This is a genomic window from Methylorubrum salsuginis, from assembly GCF_900114375.1.
In the GTDB taxonomy this organism is placed as follows: Bacteria; Pseudomonadota; Alphaproteobacteria; order Rhizobiales; family Beijerinckiaceae; genus Methylobacterium; species Methylobacterium salsuginis.
The window spans coordinates 292719-312415 of the sequence record NZ_FOSV01000003.1 but is presented as its reverse complement, the minus strand read 5'-3'; the positions used below and the strand labels follow the sequence as shown (position 1 = coordinate 312415).

Below are 19697 nucleotides of genomic sequence, written 5' to 3'. Positions count from 1 at the left end.
CTCAGGCGGCGATGAACAGGCCGGCAATGGCCGCGCTCGTGAGGTTGGCGAGCGTCCCGGCCAGGATCGCCCGCAGGCCGAGCCGGGCGATCTCGGCGCGGCGCTCGGGCACGAGGCTGGTGAAACTCGCGAGCTGGATCGCCACCGAGGTGAGGTTGGCGAAGCCGCAGAGTGCGAAGCAGACGATGGCGGCGGTGCGTGGATCGAGCGTGCCGGCCTTCAGGGTCGGCGAGAGCGTGGCGTAGGCCAGAAACTCGTTGAACGCGATCTTCTGGCCGATGGCGCCGCCGACGAGCCGTGCCTGCTCCCACGGCGCCCCGAGCAGCCATGCCAGCGGCGCCAGGACCCAGCCGAGGATTCCCTCGATCGAGGTGCCGGGGAAGCCCGCGAGCCCACCGGCCCAGCCGACCCCGGCGTTGAGAAGCGCGATCAGCCCGACGAACGCGATCAGCATCGCGCCGACCGCCACCGCGACGCCGAGTCCCTTCTGCGTGCCGTCGGCGGCGGCCTCGATCAGGTTGGCTGCCCGCGCCTCGCCGAACTCGACGCGGGTCGTCAGCACCCGGGTCGGCTCGTCGGAGGGAAACAGGATCTTGGCGTAGAGCAGCCCGCCGGGGATCGCCATGAAGGAGGCGGCGAGCAGAAAGTCCATCGGCACGCCGAGGGCGGCATAGCCCGCCAGGATCGAGCCGGCGGTGGAGGCGGCCCCGCTCGTCATCACGGCGAAGAGTTCGGCGCCCGTGAGCATCGCGAGGAAGGGGCGGAGCGCCACCGCGATCTCGCTCTGGCCGATGAAGATGGTGATGACCGCCGAGAACGACTCGATCGGCGACGTGCCGAGCACCCGCCGCAAGCCCGCGCCGAGGAGGCGGGCGAGCGCCTGCATCGCCCCGAGATGGTAGAGCACGCCGATCAGCGCCGAGACGTAGAGGATCTGCGGCAGCACGCGGAAGGCCAGGATGAACCCTGAGCCGCCGAACAGCTCGAACATCCGCGGCTCGACGAGCCCGCCGAACAGGAAGGCGGTGCCGACATCGCCGAAGGACAGCACCTTGGTGACGAGCCCGGCGATCCATCCGAGGGCGGTGCGCCCGGCCGGCACGAACAGGATCAGCGCCCCGATCCCGACCTGAAGCGCCAGCGCCGCCCCCACCACCCGCGGCCGCACCGCGCGCCGGTTCAGTGAAAAGGCGAACGCCACCGCAAGGAGAAGCGCGACGCTCGCGCCGGCGTGAAGCAACCTGTCGAGCATGTTGGAAGGGGTGCCGCACCTGAGCCGAGCCGTTGGCGGGCGCATGCGCGATCCGGGCCAAGGTCGCAAGGGCGGATGCGCGGCCCGAAATGACGAAGCCGTGCCCGGTCGAACCGGGCACGGCTTTCGGTGTCCTGTCTTGAAGTGCCTGCCCGGCTCGACCTCCTGCGTCGCGGCGAACCTATCGGCAGGGGACGCCCGGCGGGCAGCCGTGGCCACCGCCATGACCGCCGCCACCGGGGGGCGGGCCGGGCCGGGGCATCTGCTGGCGCTGCATCATCATCTGCTGCTGGCGGGCGGCCTGCTGCTGCGCCTGCTGGGCCTGCATCTGCTGCTGACGCGCCATCTGCTGTTGCTGCATCATCTGCTGCTGACGCGCCGCTTGCTGCGCTTGCATCTGCTGCTGGCGCTGGGCCGCTTGCTGCGCTTGCATCTGCTGCTGGCGCTGGGCCGCTTGCTGCGCTTGCATCTGCTGCTGGCGCTGGGCCGCCTGCTGGGCCTGCATCTGCTGCTGGCGCTGGGCGGCCGCCTGCTGCGCCTGCATTTGCTGACGTTGCGCCGCGACGGCACGAGCCTGCTCCGCCTGCTGCTGGCGGGCTGCCTGCTGCGCTTGCATCTGCTGCTGACGCTGCTGTGCGGCCTGAGCCTGCCGCGCTTGGTCGGCCTGCTGCGCCTGCATCTGCTGACGGTGCTGCGCCGCCTGCCTGGCCTGATCCGCCTGCTGCTGCCGGGCCGCCTGCTGCGCCTGCATCTGTTGCTGACGCTGCTGCGCGGCTTGTGCCTGCTGGGCCTGGATCTGCTGCTGGCGCTGAGCCGCCGCGTCCGGCCGCGGCTGGGCGGGATTGGACGGCATCAGGCCGAGGGGCGCACCGGGCCGGCCGGCCTGCTGAGCCGCGGGTCTGTCGGGCGTGCCGACGCCCGGCGGAAGCGCGCCCTGCGGACGGCCTGCGGGGCCCGGACGACCCGCCTGCTGAGGCGGTTGCGGCGCGTTCGCCCCGGAAAAGGGCTGGCCCGGCTGCGGACGTCCGGCGGCGTCCGGACGGGCCGGCAGCGGCTGACCGGGCCGCGCGGCCTGCTGCGCCTCCGGCCGGTCCTTGGCGTCAGGGCGGTCCTTGGCGTTGGGTTCCGGACGGCCCGCCTGTTGGGGCGGGAGAGGCTGGCCGTTCGCACCCGGCAACGCGTGGCCGGCCTGCTGCGGATCGGGCTTGCCCTTTACGTCGAGTCCTTTGGCGTCGAGTCCTTTGGCATCCGGAGCGGCCGGGTTGGCTGCGGGCACGCCCGGACGGGCGGCCTGCTGCGGGTCCGGCTTGTCCTTCGCGTCGAGGCGATCCTTGGCGTCGATTCCCGGGCGGCCCGCCTGCTGGGGCGGGAGCGGCTGCCCGTTGGCGCCGGGAAGCGGACGCCCGGCCTGCTGCGGCGCCGGCTGGCCGTTGGCGGGAGCGCCGGGCTGGCCGGGAACCGGGTTGGTTTGCGCCGTGCCCGGACGGCCCGGCTGCTGCGGCAGCGGCTGGCCGTTGGCGCCCGGCAGCGCCTGTCCCGGCTGGCCGCGTCCGGCCACGCCGAGGGGTGCGTTCGGCTGACCCTGCGCGGCCGGGTTCGACGGGCCGGCGCCGGGGCGACCGGGCTGACCCGGCAGAGGCTGGCCGTTGGCGCCGAGCGCCGGCTGCCCCGCCGGCTGGCCGGGGGCGGCGCCGGGCATCATGCCGGGACGGCTCCCTTGCGGATTTCCGGCCTGCGGGTTGTTGAACGCGCCGGGCATACCGGCCGGGGCGTTCGCACCGGGCACCGGGTTGGTCGGCGGATTGCGCAGGGCCGCCTTCTGCGCCACCGCCGGGGGCAGCGCGACGCGGGCGGCGGCCGCGCCCAGCGCCGCGCCGGCCACGGCACCCGCGCCGGCGGCGAGACCGGGCGAGATCGCGCTCGGATTGCGCGAGATCTCGACGTTGCGCTCGTTGATGGTGTTGATCACCGTCACGTTGTGGATGTTCTGGTAGATCACGTTGTTGGGCGGCGGGACGATGTAGTCCGGGGCGCTGACATAGGTCGGCACGGGCACGAAGGCCGGCACCGGCAGGGCGTAATAGGCGACCGGCGGCGGCGGCGGCGCGAGGTCGACGATGTAGGCCGGCGGCGGCGGCAGGAAGACCACCGGCGGCGGCGGGGGCGGCGCGAGCGCATAGACCGGATCGTCGAGGTAGAGCGCCGGGCGCTGGACGTAGACGATCTCCTCCGGCGGTGGCGGCGGCACGTCGTAGCTGATCGCGGCGAAGCGCGGCGGCGGCTCGAGGGCGGCGGCGAGCTGGCGCAGGCGACGCCGCGCGTCCCAGGCATGGGGGCCGCGCGGGTAGCGGTCGAGATAGGACCAGTAGGCGTCGCGGCTATCGGCCATCCAGGTGCGCCGCCACGTCACCGCCTCGCGGCGGGCGGCGATGAGGGCGCGCACGCGCTTGGCCATGTCGTCGCGGGGATAGGCCTGGACGAATTCCTGATAGCCGTCGAGGGAGTCGCGCTGGAGGCAGACCGCGTAGGCGTCGCGGGCGCCGATCTCCTTGAGCGGGCGCGACCGCAGGGAGGCGACCTCTTCCGGGCGGCCGATCGGCGGGGCGTCGGGGGCGCGCTCGAAGAAGGTGAAGGTCGCGTCGATGCGCGAGGAATGCCAGGGCACCTCGGCGCCCTTGGTGGTCTCGTCCACGCGCAGGCGCACCCGGTCGAACACCTGGGCCGGGGCGAGGCCGCCCTCGCGGATCATCTCGACGAGCGCCGTGGCGTAGGCGCCGTAGGAGCCCTTCTCGTCGGGGCCGATCGTGCCGGGGCTGGCGTTGAAGGCGATGAGCGAGCCGGGCTCGGCCTCCGTCAGGGCGAGGCCGCCGGCAAGCGGATCGCCGTTACGGGCGAAGGGATTGTTGCGCGCGCCGTCGAGCACGACGAAGCGGGCGGCGAGCGGCAGGGCGGCGAGCTGACGGGTGTAGTCCGACAGGCGCAGCGCGCGGGACGGCACGTCGGCGGCAGCCGGAATGCGGGCATCGACCGGGACGAAGTAGTTCTCGCCGGCGAGCTGCAGGCCGTAGCCCGCGAGGTAGACGAAGGCGACCGTGTCGGGACCGGATTGCTCCGCCTTGTCGGTGAAGTCGCGCAACGCCTTGCGCAGGGAATCCTCGTCGAGGTCGCGGGCGCCGACCACGTCGAAGCCCGCCGCCTGGAGGGTCTGGGCCACGAGGCCGGCATCGTTGGCGGGCGTGGCGAGCGCCCCGGCCTCGTAGGCCGCGTTGCCGACGACGAGGGCGATGCGTTTCTGGGTCTTCGGTCCGTCCTGTGCCGAGGCCGAGAGGCCGGGCAAGAGGCCGGACATCGGGCCGATCACCAGACAAAGCAACGCGGTGAGAATACGGGACGACCAGGACATGGACGCATCTCCTGCCCGGCAGGCATACACCCGCCGGGTCGTTGCCGCATCATTGGGACAGTGCGGCTTGAACGCCCCCTGAACGCCAAAATCGGCAATTTCGGGATCGTGCCTCCGCTTTCAGCGGAATGTCCACACGCACGACTTCTTGATCTCGGCATCCTCCAGATCGCGCGTAACCGGGACTTCGTAGGTCGCGAGCGGCACGAGCCGCGCCTTCGGCAAGTAGGCGCGGCCGGGATCGCCGATGAGGACAGTCCGGCCGGCCGCGTGCAAGCCCGCCAGCCAGTCGCCGACGGTCCGGCCGAGGTCGCGTTCGTAGAACACGTCGGCCGCGAGCACGCATCCGGCGTCCATCGCGGCCTCGCCGCCGATCAGGTTCGCGCCGGTCGTCGCGATCCTGTCCGCCACGCCGTTGGCGGCGGCGTTGAGCGGGATCGCATGGAGCGCGAAGGCGTCGAGGTCGCTCGCCAGCACCCGCGCCGCCCCGGCTTTCGCCGCCGCGATGGCGACGAGGCCCGAGCCCGAGGCGAAGTCGATCACCGTCCGCCCGGCGACCGTCTCGGGGTTGTCGAGGATGTAGCGGGCGAGCGCCTGTCCCCCCGCCCAGGCGAAGGCCCAGAACGGCGGCGGCAGGCCGATCTCTTCCAGCTCTTCCTCCGTCTTCTGCCAGAGGGCCGTCGCCTCGTCGGCGACATGGAGCGCGATCTCCGGGGCGTGCGGCACCGGGCGCAGGCGGGTGTGGCTGCGGATGAAGCCGAGCGGATCGCGGGCCGGCGTCACGACGCGAGAAGCTCGGCGTAGATGCGCACGACGGAAGCCGCGACCGCCTCCTCCGTATAGCCCCCCTCCAGAATCCGCGCCCGCGCCGCCGCCCCCATCCGCGCGACGCCTTCCGGGTCGGTGGAGAGTCGGGTCAGCGCGGCGGCGAGTGCGACGACGTCGCCCGGCGGCACCAGCAGACCCTCGACGCCGTCGCGCACCAGCGCGCGGCAGCCCGGCACGTCGCTGGTCAGCAGGGCGCGCCCGCACGCGGCGGCTTCGAGCAGCGTGCGCGGCAGGCCCTCACCGCCGCGCGAAGGCAGGCAACCGACATGGTGCCCGGCAAACGCGCCGGCCACGTCGCGGGTGGGGCCGTGCCACGTGATGCCGTCGCCGCTCCAGCCGCGCAGGGTTTCTTCCGGGATCGCCCGGCGGTTCGACGGGTCGGGGGCACCGTAGAGCGAGAGTTCGACCGCCGCGCCCCCGGCTCGCGCCCGGCGCACCGCCTCCACCGCCACGTCGATGCCCTTCGACCACAGCATCCGGGCGACGATGGCGACCTTCAGCGGAGAAGCCGGCGGCAGGGGGCGCGGCGCGAAGACGTCGGGATCGACGCCCGCGCCGCCGACGATGGTGACGGCGGTGTCGGACGGGTCGAGCCCGAGCGCGCGCGCGTCGTCCGGGTTCTCCAGCAGGAAACGGGTCTGGCGGCTCGCGAGCGGCCCGCGGATCAGACCCTTCAGGGCGAGCCGCGACAGGCGCCCGGTCGCATCCTCGCGGGCGCCGAGCAGGCCGAGGCCGGTGAGCGCGAAGACCCGGCGCGGGATGCCCGCCATCGCCGCCGCGGTGCCGCCGACGAGGATGCCGCGCAGGGCGATGCAGTGGACGATGTCGGCGTCGAGCGCCTTGAGGATACCCGAGAGCTGGCCCGCGGCGTAGCCCGCCGCCATCGGGTTGAGGCTGGAGCGCTCGGCCTCCAGCGGCACCACGCGGATGCCCGCCGCCTCGATGACGGCGCGGTGCTCGCGCACCCGCGTCACCACCGCGACCGACAGCCCCATGGCGATGGCCGCGCGGGCCATCGGCAGGAAGTGCGAGGCGAAGAACCAGTCCTCGGTCACGACGAAGACGATTTTTTTGGGAGTTGCGGGCGCGCTCATCGGGGCTGCCATAGCACGGCGATCCCCCGCTCCGCAGCGCCGGAGCGGAACAGCGCGGCCCGTCCTCCGGTTCTCGTTCAAACGTGGAAGCGCGGGAGGTCGCCATGCTGTCGGACGTCGCCGGTGTGGTCGAGCCGCGCGAGGCCGCGCGGGAGGCGGGCCTGCGCTACGTGGACGACGCCAAGCCGGGCCTGCGGCGCAAGCGCAGCGGCAAGGGCTTTCGGTATCTCGACGCCAAGGGCGCGCCGATCCGGGACGAGGCGGAGATCGAGCGGCTGAAGAGCCTCGCGATCCCGCCGGCCTACACCGATGTCTGGATCTGCCCGAGCCCGAACGGCCACATCCAGGCGACCGGGCGCGACGAGAAGGGGCGCAAGCAGTACCGCTACCATCCGCGCTTCCGCGAGGCGCGGGAGGCCTCGAAATTCCACCGCATCATGGCCTTCGCCGAGGCGCTGCCGGGCATCCGTGCCCGGATCGACGCAGATATGAGCCGCCGCGGCCTACCGCGGGAGAAGGTGCTGGCCACCGTCGTCCATCTGCTGGAGACGACGCTGATCCGCGTCGGCAACGACGATTACGCCCGCGCCAACAAGAGCTACGGCCTCACCACCCTGCGCGATCCGCACGTGAAGGTCGAAGGGTCCGAGATGCGCTTCCGCTTCAAGGGCAAGAGTGGCAAGGAATGGTCGGTCTCGGTGCGCGACCGGCGCGTCGCCCGCATCGTCAAGGCCTGCCAGGATCTGCCGGGCCAGGAGCTGTTCCAGTATCTCGACGACGAGGGCGCGCGGCGCGACGTGACCTCGTCGGACGTCAACGACTACCTGCGCGAGATCACCGGCGAGGATTTCACGGCCAAGGACTTTCGGACTTGGGCCGGCACCGTCCTGGCGGCCCTGGCGCTGCGTGAGTTCGAGGCCTTCGACAGCGAAACGCTCGCGAAGAAGAATCTGCGCACGGCGATCGAGAGCGTGGCGTCCCGGCTCGGCAACACGCCGACCATCTGCCGCAAATGCTACATCCACCCCGAGATCCTGGGCTGCTACCTCGAAGGCGGCCTGCTCCTGCAGATCAAGGACGCGGTCGAGGGCGAGCTGAAGAACGGGCTCGACGAACTCCGGCCCGAGGAGGCGGCGGTGCTCGGCCTGCTGCGCACCCGCCTCGCACGGGCGGTGGCCGAGCCGCCGCGGCGGACGAGCAAGCGCAGCGGCGCGACGCGTGCCAAGCGAGGGGTGGCGAAGAAGGCGGCGTAACGGCGCGCTCCCCCGTCAGATCCGCGCCGCGTGGAGCGTGTGGCGGACGGGCGCGCGGGTCGGCTCGGCGTCGATCACCGGCTTGAGGCCGAGTTGCCGGGCCAGCATCACCAGATCCTTGAGCCGACCGGTCTGGGTCTTGCGGCGCAGGTTGAGCCGGTGGGTCTCGACGGTGCGCACGCTGAGCGACAGGCGGCGGGCGACCTCCTTGTTGCTGAAGCCGGCGCTGAGGAAGCGCAGAACCTCCGCCTCCCGCGGGGTCAGGCCGACCGCGTCCGGCGCCGCGATGCCCGTCTCCAACGGGCCGCAGGGATGAGCCGTGCCGCAAGGCTGGGGCTCGACCCGCTCCGCCGCAGGCGTTGCGCCGCCGAGCGCCAGCAGGGTCGCGCAGATCTCGCGGGCCGGGCTGGCATGCCCGACGAAGGCGTCGGCCCCCGCCTCGATCAGCCGGAACATCGCGCCCGCGTCGAGGGCGCGGAACGCCACCAGCACCCGCATCCACGGGCGGCCGTCCCGAAGGGCCGCGATCCGGGTGCATCCGGCTTCGCACGCTTCCTCGTGGACGAAGACGAGTGCCACCACCGGCCGCTCGCCGGCCCCGGCGAGATCGTCCTCCCCGACGGTGCGCAGGGCCGGCTCGTGCTCCAGGATCGCGCGCTGGGTCGCGTCCAGGCCCGGCGGCTCGTCGATGATGAGAACGTCAACGGCTCGACTCATGCCGCTTCCCCTTCCGTGTCGGCGCGAGACGGCGCCGCAGCGTGCGGAGTGAGAAGAACAAGACTCGTTCCAGGGGTTTACGGCCCGTTTACCGTTGCGAATCGTTCAATCCGGAGAAAATACGCATCAGCGGCCCTAGGGGCCTGTCCCGGTTCGGCACGCATCGCGCGGGTCCCGTCCGTCCCGGCGCCGTATCGGCTCTTTCCGAGACCCCGCGTCACGAGATTCCGAGTGACGCGACCGGCGCGGATGCCTCAGCCCGTCCTGGACAGGACGAGGTCGGTCATGGCCGAGACGACGCGATTGCGGCCGCTGGTCTTGGCCTCGTAAAGGGCGATGTCGGCCCGCTTCAGGAGGCCCTCGACCGTCTCGCCCTCGCTCCATTCGCTGACGCCGAGGGAGCAGGTCAGGCGCACCGGCGCCCGGGCTCCGCGGACACGCAGGTCCGCCGCCTTGAGGCGCAGGCGGTTGGCCAGCGCCTCGGCCTCGGACAAGCTTTTTCCCGGCAGGACCACGGCGAATTCCTCGCCGCCGAGGCGACCGGCGATGCCTTCCTCGGCGATCAGCGCCGAGACCGCCTTGATCGCCGCATCGCCCACATCGTGGCCGTGCTCGTCGTTGATGCGCTTGAAGTGGTCGATGTCGAGGATCATCGCCGAGAGCTGCCCGAACGAGCGCGCCCGCTCCGCCGCTTCGCGGGTGCGTTGAAGGAAGGCGCGGCGGTTGAGCAGGCCGGTGAGCGGATCGGTCTCGGCGAGGCGGATCAGCTCGCTCTGCAGGCTCGTCAGGCGCTCGGCCGCCCGCAGGCGGGCCTGCAATTCCTCGGCGCCCGGCGGCTTGTCGATGAAGTCGTCGGCGCCGCTGTCCAGGGCTTCGGCCAGGTTGCGGGCGTTGCGCACCGACGACATCACGATGATCGAGAGCGGCCGGCTCGCCTCGGCCAGCAGCCGCGCCGACCAGCACAGCTCCAGGCCTGCGAGCGGACGGACCTCCAGACTGGTGATCAGCGCCCGGACGCGGGGATTGTCGGTGACGTAGGCCAGCGCCTCGGCCGAGTCGGTGAAGGCGGAGACGATGTGGCCGCGCGGCTCCAGCATGCCGGCGACGACCTTGAGGATGACGCGGCTCGAATCGACGATGACGATATGCACGATCTTCCCCCTCGGCCGAGGATGATCGTGCACAAGATGTCTTAACGCCCTCTCACGCCGCCGCCGCGGATTTGCCCCGTGCGGGCGATTTTGCGCGACCGGCTCCGGCTATCGGCCCGGCACGCGCATCGGGACCACCTGGGCGCCGCTGCGCTCGGCCGCGCCGATCCCGGCATCGGTCCAGGTCCCGTCCCGGCCGCGAGAGACGACCTTGGCGCTGCGGCGGGGGAGCAGACGGTTCTCTGCGCGGCCTTGGCGCTCGATCACGTAGAGGGCCGGACGGGCCGAAGGCGTATCGCGGATGCCGGCCACCGTCGGCACGCCGTAGGTGCCGTACCCCCAGGCCGGCGGCACCAGGCGGTCCGGGCTCGGAACGCGGGTGAAGGGCGCGCCGACATAGCTCCCGTCGATGGCGTTGCCGGCAAAGCCGTAGCCCGATGCGGCGTAGACCCGCTGGCCGTAGCCCGTGCCGACATAGGAGAGGGACTCGGCCTGCGCGGCGCTGGCGGCCACGGCGAGGAGGGTGCCGGCGGCGAGGGAGCGGGCGAGACGAGGGGAGAGGTTGGGCAAGAGGCGGGTCTCCGGATGGGCGCTCGGCGCGGCGACGATTCGAGGAGTCAAATCCTGCCGCCCATGCTCGTTCCGGAGACGGGCCCGGCGCCAGCGAGGCAGAGTGCTGAGAGGGCGCCCTACCGGCAGATCGTCACCCGACGCACGATCCAGCCCTCGCCCTCGATCCAGAGCCGCTTGCGCAGCTTGCTGCAATTGGCGACGTCGTCCTCGGACTCGGCCTCCGCCGGGCGGATGTCGGAAACCGGACGGACCTGGCTCGCTTCCGCCATCTGGCGGGTGCCGCGATCCGCAGCCGGAGCGGCGAGCGCTGCGGACATGCCGAACAGGACGAGGCCGAAGCCGGCCGCGGCGAAGAGCTTGGGTGCCATGGATATCCTGCCCGCGCGCCGCCCGAGGGGCGCGCTCCCTGTGCCTGATGCGTGCGGGCCTGACCCGCACCGCAGGTCGTCCGCGCCTTTGCCGTATCAATTCGCGACCCGGCCGCGGGGTTTCGCCGCGAATCGGCAAAAGAGGCGGAAATTTGTCGCCGCGGCGATCTCCGGCACGGCGCACTCGCGGGAATTGGCCGCGAGGACGGGGCGCGCGGGCCTGCTTGCGGGGCCGGCGTGAACAGTTATACGGCGACGAAACGTCGAACATCTGCCGGAGGGCCGCCGAGGCGACCGTCCCTCGACTTGTTCGGAACGTTTCCAAACAATCCTCTTCTCGACGCGATCGAGGATTGTTCGATCTTGAGTTCGGTCCTCGATGGGGCCGCAGCGTTCCGGTGCGCGTGCGGCGCCGGATCGAGCCGGGAGTTCGACGGACATGGAAGGCGGATCGACCTTCGTGCAGGCCTTCACCATCCTGTTCCGCGAGGGGCTGGAGGCGATGCTGGTGATCGCCGCGCTGGCCGCTTTCCTCCGGCGGGCCGGCGCCGCGGACCGGATCGCACCGGTCTACATGGGTGCGCTGGGCGCGGTGGTGGCGAGCCTCGCCGCGGCCTGGGTGTTCCAGGTCTTCTACGACGGCAACCACAGCGACCTGTTCGAGGCCGTGATCATGCTCGCGGCGGCCGTGCTCATGTTCTACATGAGCGGCTGGATGTTCCTGCGCCAGGATCCGAAGGCGTGGCAGGCGGACCTGAACCGTCTGGCCGAGCGGGCGCTCGGGGCCGGCACGATGCTGTCGCTTGCCGGCATCGCCTTCCTAGCGGTGTTCCGCGAGGGCGCCGAGACGATCCTGTTCCTGCATGCCCTGGCCAAGGGCGGCAACGGCTTCGACGGCGCCCTGCTCGGCGGCCTCGGAGTCGCGGCACTGGCGCTCGCGGGGATGTTCGTGGCGATGCAGTGGCTCGCCTTCCGCCTGCCGCTGCGGCCGATGTTCCTGGTGACTTCCGCCTTCCTGTTCCTGATGGGCCTGCGCATGGTCGGCGAGGCGTTCCAAGAGCTTCAGGAGCAGCAGATCCTGCCCTTCACCACCGACGGCGTTCCCGCCTTCGTGTCCGAGTGGGGCCTCAACAACGGCACCTGGGAGGTGATCGGCACGCAGGGCGCGCTCGTGCTGGTCGCCCTCGTCGCCGGCCTCCTGACGCTGCGGCGCCAGGGAGCCGACAGGCCGGTCGCGGTCGCCTCGCGCTGAGCCGCGCGAGCGCACTCCGAGAGAGAGTGCACGCCTGAACGACGACGGAGCGATGCCGGCCTGAGGCGATCAGGCCGGATACGGCCTCGAGCCGCTACGGCGCCTCGTCGGGGCCGACGCTGATCATCGGCAGCGTCGTCTCGGTCATATCGTGACGCGGGAAGGTCGGGATGGCCGCCGCGGCCACCATGAGGGCGAAGGTGAGCGCGAGAAGCGAAGTTTCGACGCCGCGGTAGAGCTGTTCCATCGGACACTCCCGGCGCGCGGGAGCGAATCGACCCCGCGTCCCTTCGAGCATCGGGCGCCTTGGTAACCAAATCGTCAAGCACCCCGAAGGCGTCGCTCACGCCCGCCCGGCCGGCACCATCGCGGCGAGGTCGGTGGCGGTCGGCTGGGGCGTCAGGCCCGCCGCCAGCATGGCTTCGAGCACGATCAGGTCGGCCTCCGGATCGGGCTCCCAGCCGCAGGCGCAGGTGCCGTGCGGGCCGTGCGCCGCCGCGACCTGCCGGTAGAGGGTGCCGACGGTGCGGGCCGCGGCCTCCAGGGCGGCCATGGCCGGCATCGGCCGGCACTGGATCACCTGCCAGAACGCCACCGTGAGGGCCCGCTCCAGGGCGGCCTGCGCCGCGCGCTCCTCCGTGTCGGGCCGGGCGGCTTGCGGATGCGGCTTCACGAGAAGAGCCTCCGGCGCGGGGTGGCATCGCCCGGTTCCAGCCCGACCAGGGCTTCGAGCCCGGCCCGGCTGAGCGCCACGGACGAACCGTCCCACCACACGCTGCGCAGGCCGTCGAGGAGGGTCTCGAAGATCGGCTCGGATTGCGCCGGAAGCGTATCCGCGGGGATCCGCGCAGATCGGTGCCGGAACGGGGTCGGAAGTGTCAAGATATGCGTCATGACCCGATGATGACGCGAGTTTTCTGTTTACCGCAAGTCCTGCGCAAAACATTGGAAATACTTTAACTTGTGTTTCCGCGCGATCGACCCAGTCTCGATTTGGAAGAATTCAAGCGGGCCCGAAAAGGCCGCGCGGCGCGGCGAGTTGGCGCTGACGGCGCCGCGACGTCACCGCACCGGCCGGTCGAAGGCCGTTGCCGGGAACGGCTCGTCCTTCAGGGTGAAGTGCCACCATTCCTGAGGATAGGGCGCAAAGCCGGCCCGAATCATCGCCGTGCGCAGGCGCCGACGGTTCGCCCGCGCCGCCGGCCCCACCCGCCCCGAGTCGCTGGCGGAGGCCTCGTCGAACAGATCGAACGGCGTGCCCATGTCGAGTTCTGAGCCGTCGGCCAGCCGCACCAGGGTGAGGTCCACGGTCGAGCCGCGGGAATGGGCCGAGCGCTCGGCGATGTAGCCGAGGCGGAACAGGTCGGCCTTGTCGGTGCGCGGGTAATAGGCCGGCTTCATCCGGGCATCCGCCGGATCGCGGGCCCAGGCGGCGAAGTCGGCGACCGCCCGGACCGGTCGGTAGCAGTCGAACACCTTGAGGCCGAGGCCTTCCGGCGCGAGGTCGGCCTGGACCCGGGCGAGCGCCTGCGCGGCCTGCGGCGTCAGCAGGCAGCGCGGCGCCTCGTAGCCGGCAATCGGCCGCCCGACGAAGTTGTCGGAGCCGGCGTAACGCATCTCGACGGCAAGGCCCGGTACGATCCCGGCGGCGTCGACGAAGAGCGGATCCGCTTGCCCCGCGCCCGTCAGGGCCAGCCCGATCAGTCCGGTCATCGCCGCTCTCCTCACAGCAGATGCCGCATGGCCGCGAGCGCGAGGGCGAGCCCGCCGACCCCGGCCAGGAGCGAGATCAGGACATAGGCGAGCGCCGCGCCCCAATCGCCCCGCTCGATCAGGGTGAAGGCCTCCAGCGAGAAGGTCGAGAAGGTGGTGAAGCCGCCGAGCATGCCGGTGGCGAGGAACAGGCGCGCCTGGGGCGGCCCGCCGCGCAGGGCGAACCAGCCGGTGACCACCCCCATCAGCACCGAGCCGAGCACGTTGATGCCGAGCGTCCCCCACGGGAACGACGATCCGAGCCGGACGGCGGCGAAGTTGACGCCATGGCGCAGGACGCCGCCGAGCCCGGCGCCGAGGAAGACCAGAAGGGTGTTCAAGACCGCGCTGCTCCGATGGACGATCCGCTTCGTACACCCGGTCCCCCGACGTGCAAGGGCGGTGCCGGAACACGACACGGCCCGGAGCGCAGGGGCGCACCGGGCCGCATCCCTTTCCTCATCCCGAAGGAATCAATCCGCGCCGAGGATCTTGTCGATGGTGATCGGCAGGTGGCGGATGCGCTTGCCCGTGGCGTGGAACACCGCGTTGGCGATGGCGGCGGCGACGCCGACGATGCCGATCTCGCCCAGGCCCTTCACGCCGAGGGGGTTCGCCTTGTCCTCCTCATCGACGAAGATCACGTCGATGTCGGGAATGTCGGCATGGACCGGCACGTGATACTCGCCGAGATTGTGGTTCATGAACCGGCCAATGCGGTGGTCGAGCATCGATTCCTCGTGCAGCGCCGAGCCGATCCCCATGACGACGCCGCCGAGGATCTGGCTGCGGGCGGTCTTCGGGTTCAGCACCTTGCCGGCCGCGATCGCCGAGACGACGCGGGTGCAGCGCACGACGCCCAACTCCTCGTCGATCTTCACCTCGGCGAAGATCGCGGAGTGGGTGTAGGCGTTGTACTTTTCTTCGAAGTCCTTGTCGGGCGCGGCTTCGCCGGTCGCTTCCAGCTTGTCCGTGCCGGTGGCCCTCATCACGTCGGTGAGCGCGACGCCCTTCGAGGGATCGCCCGAGACTTCGATCCGGCCGTTGGTGAAGACCACGCGCTCGAAATCGACGTTGGCGAGCGGCGAGTTGTCCATGCCGCGGGCGAGCCGAAAAACCTGCTCGGCGAGATCGCGACAGGCCTTCATCACGGCGGTCCCCGACGAGGCCGCGGTCCACGAGCCGCCGGCCACGGGAGCCTGCGCCAGGGTGGTGTCGCCGAGCTTGGTCGTGACGTGGTCGAGCGGGAGACCCAGCGTGTCGGCGGCGATCTGGGTCAGGATCGTGTAGGTGCCGGTGCCGATATCGCCGGTCTGGTTGCCGACCTCCAGCCGCCCGTCCGCACCGAGCACCGCGCGGGCGCTCGACTGCATCATCATCGATTCCCAGATGCCGGTCGCCATGCCCCAGCCGACCAGTTCACGTCCCTCGCGCATGGAGCGGGGCTCGGGCTTGCGGCTCGCCCAACCGAAGGCTTCCGATCCCTGGCGGAACGCCTCGCGCAGCTCCTTCGAGCCGAACGGCTTGTCCTCGGTCTGGTCGCCCTCGGAATAGTTCTTCAGGCGCAACTGCACCGGATCCTGGCCCGAGGCGTAGGCGAGTTCGTCCATCGCCGTCTCGATGGCGTAGACGCCGGTGACGGCACCCGGGGCCCGCATGTCGCCCGGCGTCGGCGTGTCGAGCTTGGTCAGGCTGTAGGTGAGTGCGACGTTGTCGCAATCGTAGAGGACGCCCGACCAGTTGACGACGACCTCCTGGTAATCCTCGTAGGTCGAGGTGCCCTGCACCGCATCGTGCTTGAGCGCGGTCAGCTTGCCCGAGCGGTCGGCGCCGAGCGAGATCGTCTGGATCGCCTCGGAGCGGTAGGTGAAGGACCACATCTGGTCGCGGGTCAGCGTCACCCGCACCGAGCGGCCGAGGTCTTTTGCCGCCAGCATCGCCAGGAACAGCTGGTATTGCGGGCGAAGCCCCGAGCCGAAGCCGCCGCCGAGATAGGGGTTCAGGACCCGCACCTGCTCCGGCTTCAAGCCGAAGGCGCCGGCGATGTAGTCGTGGGTGTTCGAGACGCCCTGGATCTTGTCGTAGACCGTGTAGCTGCCGTCCTTCTCCACGACCACGGTCGAGGCGTGCGGCTCCATCGGGTTGTGATGCTCGTCGGCCATCCGGTACTGGCCGTTGACGCGAATGTCCGCGCCGTCGAACGCCCCCGCGGCGTCGCCCCACGGCTCCGGCGGTGGCTTGATGCCGGCCCGCTTCATCGGTGGATCGTAGGATTCACCAGCCTGCGCCGCGACATCGGTGAGCGGGGCGGCGGTCTCGTACTCGACCCTCACCAGCGAGGCGGCGTAGCGCGCGGTCTCGAAATCCTCGGCGACGACGAGCGCCACCGGCTGGCCCGAGAACACGATGCGGTCGCTCGCCAGCGCCTGGAACGGCGCGCCGGGGGGCGCCACCGCGTCCTGATAATCCTCCGGCTTCTGCGAGGTCGCCGGGCGGTTTTCGTGGGTGATCACCTTCACCACGCCGGGCACGGCCTCGGCCGCGCCGGAGTCGATCCGCGCGATGCGGCCCTTGGCGATGGCGCTCGACACGACGACGCCGTAGGCGAGGTCGGGCGCGGCGAACTCGCCGGCATATTTGGCGAGGCCGGTGACTTTCGCCGGGCCATCGACGCGGCTGATGGCTTGGCCGACGAAGCGGTCGCGGCCGGCCGCCGGGCTGAACTGGACGGTCATAGGCGACTCCTTACTGGATGCGCTTGTCGGACTGGGACTGGGGCGTACCGGCGGCGGCCTGCTCCAGGCCGCGGACGATGGCGCGGCGCGCCAGCTCGATCTTGAAGCCGTTGGTCGATTGCGGCTTGGCCTCCCGAAGGATCAGGTCGGCGGCCGCCTGGAAGGTCTCGCGGGTGGCCGGCTTGCCCTGAAGCAGCGCTTCGGCCTCCGGGTTGCGCCAGGGCTTGTGGGCGACGCCGCCGAGGGCAAGGCGCGCGGTGCGGATGGTCTCGCCATCGAGCTCGAGGGCGGCGGCGACCGAGACCAGCGCGAAGGCGTAGGACAGCCGGTCGCGCAGTTTCAGGTAGGTGTAGTTGGTCTTGAATTGTTTGGCCGGCAGATCGACCGCGACGATGATCTCGCCCGGTGCGAGGTTGGTGTCCTTGGCCGGATCGTCGCCGGGCAGGCGGTGGAACTCACTGAGCGGAATCGAGCGGTCGCCGTTCGGCCCGCTCACCTGCACCACGGCTTCCAGGGCGGCCAGCGCCACGGCCATGTCGGAGGGGTGGGTGGCGATGCAGTGCTCGCTGGCGCCCAGAATCGCGTGGATGCGGTTGACGCCGCCGATGGCGCCGCAGCCCGTGCCCGGCTCGCGCTTGTTGCAGGGCGTAGCCGTGTCGTAGAAGTAGTAGCAGCGGGTGCGCTGCAGCAGGTTTCCGCCGGTCGAGGCGGCGTTGCGCAGCTGCGCCGAGGCGCCGGCCAGGATCGCGCTCGACAGGAGCGGGTAGCGCTCCTTGATCCGTGCGTCGTAGGCCACGGTCGCGTTGGTCACGAGCGCGCCGATGCGGTAGCCCCCGTCCTGCTCCGTGATGTCGCGCAGCGGCAGGCGGGTGATGTCGATGAGCCGGCCCGGCCGCTCGACATCGTACTTCATCAGGTCGATCAGATTGGTGCCGCCCGCGATGAAGCGCGCCTGCGGATCGGCGCCGAGCGCCTGCACTGCCTCCGCCACGGTGTTGGGGCGGACGTAATCGAAGCGGTTCATCGGGCGCCTCCCTGCTGCATCACGTCCTCGATAGCATCGACGATGTTGGTGTAGGCGCCGCAGCGGCAGATGTTGCCGCTCATCGCCTCGCGGATTTCCTCGCGCGAATGGGCGTGGCCCTCGTTCATCAGGCCGACCGAGGAGCAGAGCTGGCCCGGTGTGCAGTAGCCGCACTGGAAGGCGTCGTGCTCGACGAAGGCCTCCTGAATCGGATGGAGGCTGTTCTTGCCCTCCCGCGCGGCGAGGCTCGCCAGCCCCTCGACGGTGGTGATCTCGGCTCCGTCCTGCATCACCGCGAGCGAAAGGCAGGAATTGATGCGCGTGCCGTTGACCAGCACCGTGCAGGCGCCGCACTGGCCGTGGTCGCAACCCTTCTTGGTGCCGGTGAGGTCGAGGCGCTCGCGCAGGAGGTCGAGGAGCGTCGTCCAGGGCGCCACCTGGATCTCGCGGCGCTCGCCGTTGATCGTCAGGCTGATGCCGATGGTCCCGGCCGCGCCGGGCGAACCGCTGTCGATGAGCATGGTGGTGTCCGTGGCGAGGCGGCGCCCCGCGACGCTCTTCGAGGGGGCTCGAAGTCGTGACGGGGGTTCGCGTCATGGGAGGGCGGGGACGAGCCCGCGCCGGGTCGTTTCCATAACCGTTCCAAGGTGAGGCCGTTCCTTCTCCTTGGTTTGGCCTCAAGCGCCGGCGGCTGCGTCCGCAGCCTTGGCTTTCGCTCCGCTCGACGCCTCGGCGGAGCCGAGGCCGCTGCGCGCGGCGCTCTTCGCGCCGGGCCGTACGGCCGTTCCTCCTGCACGCGATGGTCTTCCGGAGACTGCTCGGCCTTTGCGGAAGGCCGTGGTGGTGCTAGCTCCGGCATCAATCGTTCCCCGCCCGGAGCCCCCATGTCCGCGACGCTCGATCCCGTCCTCAACGACATCGACCGCGACCTCGACGGCGCGCTGGAGCGGCTGTTCGCGTGGCTGCGCATCGAATCGATCTCGACCGATCCGGCCTATGCCGGACAGTGCCGCGCGGCGGCCGCGTGGCTCGAAGGCAATCTGACCGCGCTCGGCTTCGAGACCAGCGTGGAGGAGACGTCGCTGCACCCGGTCGTGCTGGCGCATCGCCCCAAGCCGGGGGCCCCGCATGTGCTGTTCTACGGCCATTACGACGTGCAGCCGGTGGACCCGCTGAACCTGTGGCAGACGCCCCCGTTCGAGCCGCGGATCGCCGAGGAGAATGGATCAAAAAGAATCGTCGCGCGGGGGGCGTCGGACGACAAGGGTCAGGTGATGACCTTCGTCGAGGCCTGCCGGGCGCATCTGGCCATGAACGGCGACCTGCCGGTCGGCGTCACCATCCTGGTCGAGGGCGCGGAGGAGAACGGGTCGCAAGGGCTGCCCGAATGGGTCGCGCAGAACCGCGAGCGCCTCAAGGCCGACGTGGCGTTGGTCTGCGACACCGGCATGTGGGACCGCGACACCCCGCAGATCACCACCTCGCTGCGGGGGCTCGCTTATTTCGAGGTCAAGGTGACCTGCGCCGACCGCGACCTGCATTCGGGCTTCTTCGGCGGGGCGGCGGCCAACCCGATCCACGTGCTCTCGAAAATCCTCGCCGCTCTGCACGACGACGAGGGCCGGGTGACGCTGCCGGGCTTCTACGAGGGTGTGCGCGAGCCACCGGCCGAGCTGCTGGAACAGTGGCGCGGCCTCGGCCTCACCCCGGAAAAGTTCCTGGGGCCCATCGGCCTCAAGGAACCTGCGGGCGAGCGCGGGCGGCTGCCGATCGAGCTGATCCAGTCGCGCCCGGCCTGCGACGTCAACGGCATCATCGGCGGCTATACGGGAGAGGGGACCAAGACGGTCATCGCGAGCCAAGCCTCGGCCAAGGTCTCGTTCCGCCTCGTGGACGATCAGGACCCGGAAAAGCTCGCCCAGACCTTCGAGGCCTTCGTGCGCGCGCGCGTGCCCGCCGACTGCTCGGTCGAGGTGATCTGCTACAAGGGCTCCCGCGCCGTGGCGCTCCCCTACGACATGCCGCAGCTCGACGCGGCCAAGCGGGCGCTCGCCGAGGAATGGGGCCGCGAGGCGGTGGCGGTCGGCGCGGGCGGATCGATTCCGATCGTCGGCGACTTCAAGCGCATCCTCGGCCTCGACACCCTGCTGATCGGCTTCGGCCTCGACGACGACCGCATCCACTCGCCCAACGAGAAGTACGAGCTGTCGAGCTTCCACAAGGGCACCCGCTCCTGGGCGCGCATCCTCCAGGCGCTCGCGGACGCGCGGGTCTGATCGGGGCGTGCCTGTCCCG

Annotated in this window: 19 protein-coding genes; 3 read left to right on the top strand and 16 right to left on the bottom strand. The window is 71.1% G+C overall.

From position 1 onward, the window contains the following. Window position 1 precedes the first annotated feature (1 nt). From BM140_RS06625 to BM140_RS06610, 4 genes are all read right to left on the bottom strand, one after another. Complete coding sequence (locus BM140_RS06625) at window positions 2–1252, bottom strand: NupC/NupG family nucleoside CNT transporter (protein WP_091943246.1); 1251 nt, start codon at window positions 1250–1252, stop codon at window positions 2–4. A 181-nt stretch (window positions 1253–1433) separates the two neighbouring features. Further along, the gene (locus tag BM140_RS26660; RefSeq protein ID WP_342030023.1) at window positions 1434–4655 is read right to left on the bottom strand and encodes a caspase family protein; all 3222 of its coding nucleotides are present in this window, start codon (window positions 4653–4655) and stop codon (window positions 1434–1436) included. Window positions 4656–4775: 120 nt separating this feature from the next. Beyond that, window positions 4776–5438: a class I SAM-dependent methyltransferase gene (locus tag BM140_RS06615; RefSeq protein ID WP_091943244.1), complete on the bottom strand. Its 663-nt coding sequence runs from the start codon at window positions 5436–5438 to the stop codon at window positions 4776–4778. Continuing rightward, complete coding sequence (locus BM140_RS06610; RefSeq protein ID WP_091943340.1) at window positions 5435–6577, bottom strand: glycosyltransferase family 4 protein; 1143 nt, start codon at window positions 6575–6577, stop codon at window positions 5435–5437. The genes BM140_RS06615 and BM140_RS06610 overlap by 4 nt, the downstream gene beginning before the upstream one ends. Window positions 6578–6681: 104 nt before the next feature. On the opposite strand from BM140_RS06610, the gene BM140_RS06605 reads away from it, so the two are divergent. Next, on the top strand, window positions 6682–7830 hold the full coding sequence (locus tag BM140_RS06605) for a DNA topoisomerase IB (protein ID WP_091943338.1): 1149 nt from the start codon (window positions 6682–6684) through the stop codon (window positions 7828–7830). A gap of 15 nt (window positions 7831–7845) precedes the next feature. Here BM140_RS06605 and BM140_RS06600 read toward each other — a convergent pair whose 3' ends face one another. The 4 genes from BM140_RS06600 to BM140_RS06585 all read right to left on the bottom strand — a co-directional run bounded on the left by BM140_RS06600 (window position 7846) and on the right by BM140_RS06585 (window position 10639). Further along, complete coding sequence (locus BM140_RS06600) at window positions 7846–8547, bottom strand: response regulator transcription factor (RefSeq protein WP_091943242.1); 702 nt, start codon at window positions 8545–8547, stop codon at window positions 7846–7848. Window positions 8548–8801: 254 nt separating this feature from the next. Next, complete coding sequence (locus BM140_RS06595; RefSeq protein WP_091943240.1) at window positions 8802–9698, bottom strand: GGDEF domain-containing response regulator; 897 nt, start codon at window positions 9696–9698, stop codon at window positions 8802–8804. A gap of 108 nt (window positions 9699–9806) precedes the next feature. After that, window positions 9807–10268, bottom strand: coding sequence for a hypothetical protein (locus BM140_RS06590; protein ID WP_091943238.1), 462 nt, complete (start codon window positions 10266–10268; stop codon window positions 9807–9809). A gap of 119 nt (window positions 10269–10387) precedes the next feature. After that, window positions 10388–10639: a hypothetical protein gene (locus BM140_RS06585; protein ID WP_091943236.1), complete on the bottom strand. Its 252-nt coding sequence runs from the start codon at window positions 10637–10639 to the stop codon at window positions 10388–10390. Between the two features lie 439 nt (window positions 10640–11078). Here BM140_RS06585 and BM140_RS06580 point away from each other — a divergent pair, with 439 nt between their 5' ends. Further along, window positions 11079–11891, top strand: coding sequence for an FTR1 family iron permease (locus BM140_RS06580; protein ID WP_091943234.1), 813 nt, complete (start codon window positions 11079–11081; stop codon window positions 11889–11891). A gap of 94 nt (window positions 11892–11985) precedes the next feature. Here the strand turns inward: BM140_RS06580 and BM140_RS25765 are convergent, their stop codons facing one another. The 8 genes from BM140_RS25765 to BM140_RS06545 all read right to left on the bottom strand — a co-directional run bounded on the left by BM140_RS25765 (window position 11986) and on the right by BM140_RS06545 (window position 17923). Next, the gene (locus tag BM140_RS25765; RefSeq protein ID WP_165616405.1) at window positions 11986–12138 is read right to left on the bottom strand and encodes a hypothetical protein; all 153 of its coding nucleotides are present in this window, start codon (window positions 12136–12138) and stop codon (window positions 11986–11988) included. A gap of 96 nt (window positions 12139–12234) precedes the next feature. Then, window positions 12235–12564: a hypothetical protein gene (locus tag BM140_RS06575; RefSeq protein WP_091943232.1), complete on the bottom strand. Its 330-nt coding sequence runs from the start codon at window positions 12562–12564 to the stop codon at window positions 12235–12237. Beyond that, window positions 12561–12773 carry a hypothetical protein gene (locus BM140_RS06570; protein ID WP_131803746.1) on the bottom strand — a complete coding sequence of 71 codons (213 nt, stop codon included), beginning with the start codon at window positions 12771–12773 and terminating at the stop codon, window positions 12561–12563. Before BM140_RS06570 ends, BM140_RS06575 begins: the two co-directional genes overlap by 4 nt. Before the next feature lie 180 nt (window positions 12774–12953). Then, on the bottom strand, window positions 12954–13604 hold the full coding sequence (locus BM140_RS06565) for a M15 family metallopeptidase (RefSeq protein WP_091943228.1): 651 nt from the start codon (window positions 13602–13604) through the stop codon (window positions 12954–12956). An 11-nt stretch (window positions 13605–13615) separates the two neighbouring features. After that, window positions 13616–13984: a fluoride efflux transporter CrcB gene (gene crcB, locus BM140_RS06560; protein WP_091943226.1), complete on the bottom strand. Its 369-nt coding sequence runs from the start codon at window positions 13982–13984 to the stop codon at window positions 13616–13618. A gap of 132 nt (window positions 13985–14116) precedes the next feature. Beyond that, window positions 14117–16378, bottom strand: a complete 2262-nt coding sequence (locus BM140_RS06555) for a xanthine dehydrogenase family protein molybdopterin-binding subunit (RefSeq protein ID WP_091943224.1) — start codon at window positions 16376–16378, stop codon at window positions 14117–14119. 10 nt (window positions 16379–16388) lie between these two features. Then, window positions 16389–17402 (bottom strand): FAD binding domain-containing protein, encoded by a 1014-nt coding sequence (locus BM140_RS06550; protein ID WP_091943222.1) that lies wholly within the window; start codon window positions 17400–17402, stop codon window positions 16389–16391. Next, window positions 17399–17923, bottom strand: coding sequence for a (2Fe-2S)-binding protein (locus BM140_RS06545; RefSeq protein WP_091943220.1), 525 nt, complete (start codon window positions 17921–17923; stop codon window positions 17399–17401). The genes BM140_RS06550 and BM140_RS06545 overlap by 4 nt, the downstream gene beginning before the upstream one ends. Window positions 17924–18286: 363 nt before the next feature. Here BM140_RS06545 and BM140_RS06540 point away from each other — a divergent pair, with 363 nt between their 5' ends. Next, the gene (locus BM140_RS06540; protein WP_091943218.1) at window positions 18287–19678 is read left to right on the top strand and encodes a M20/M25/M40 family metallo-hydrolase; all 1392 of its coding nucleotides are present in this window, start codon (window positions 18287–18289) and stop codon (window positions 19676–19678) included. Window positions 19679–19697 lie beyond the last annotated feature (19 nt).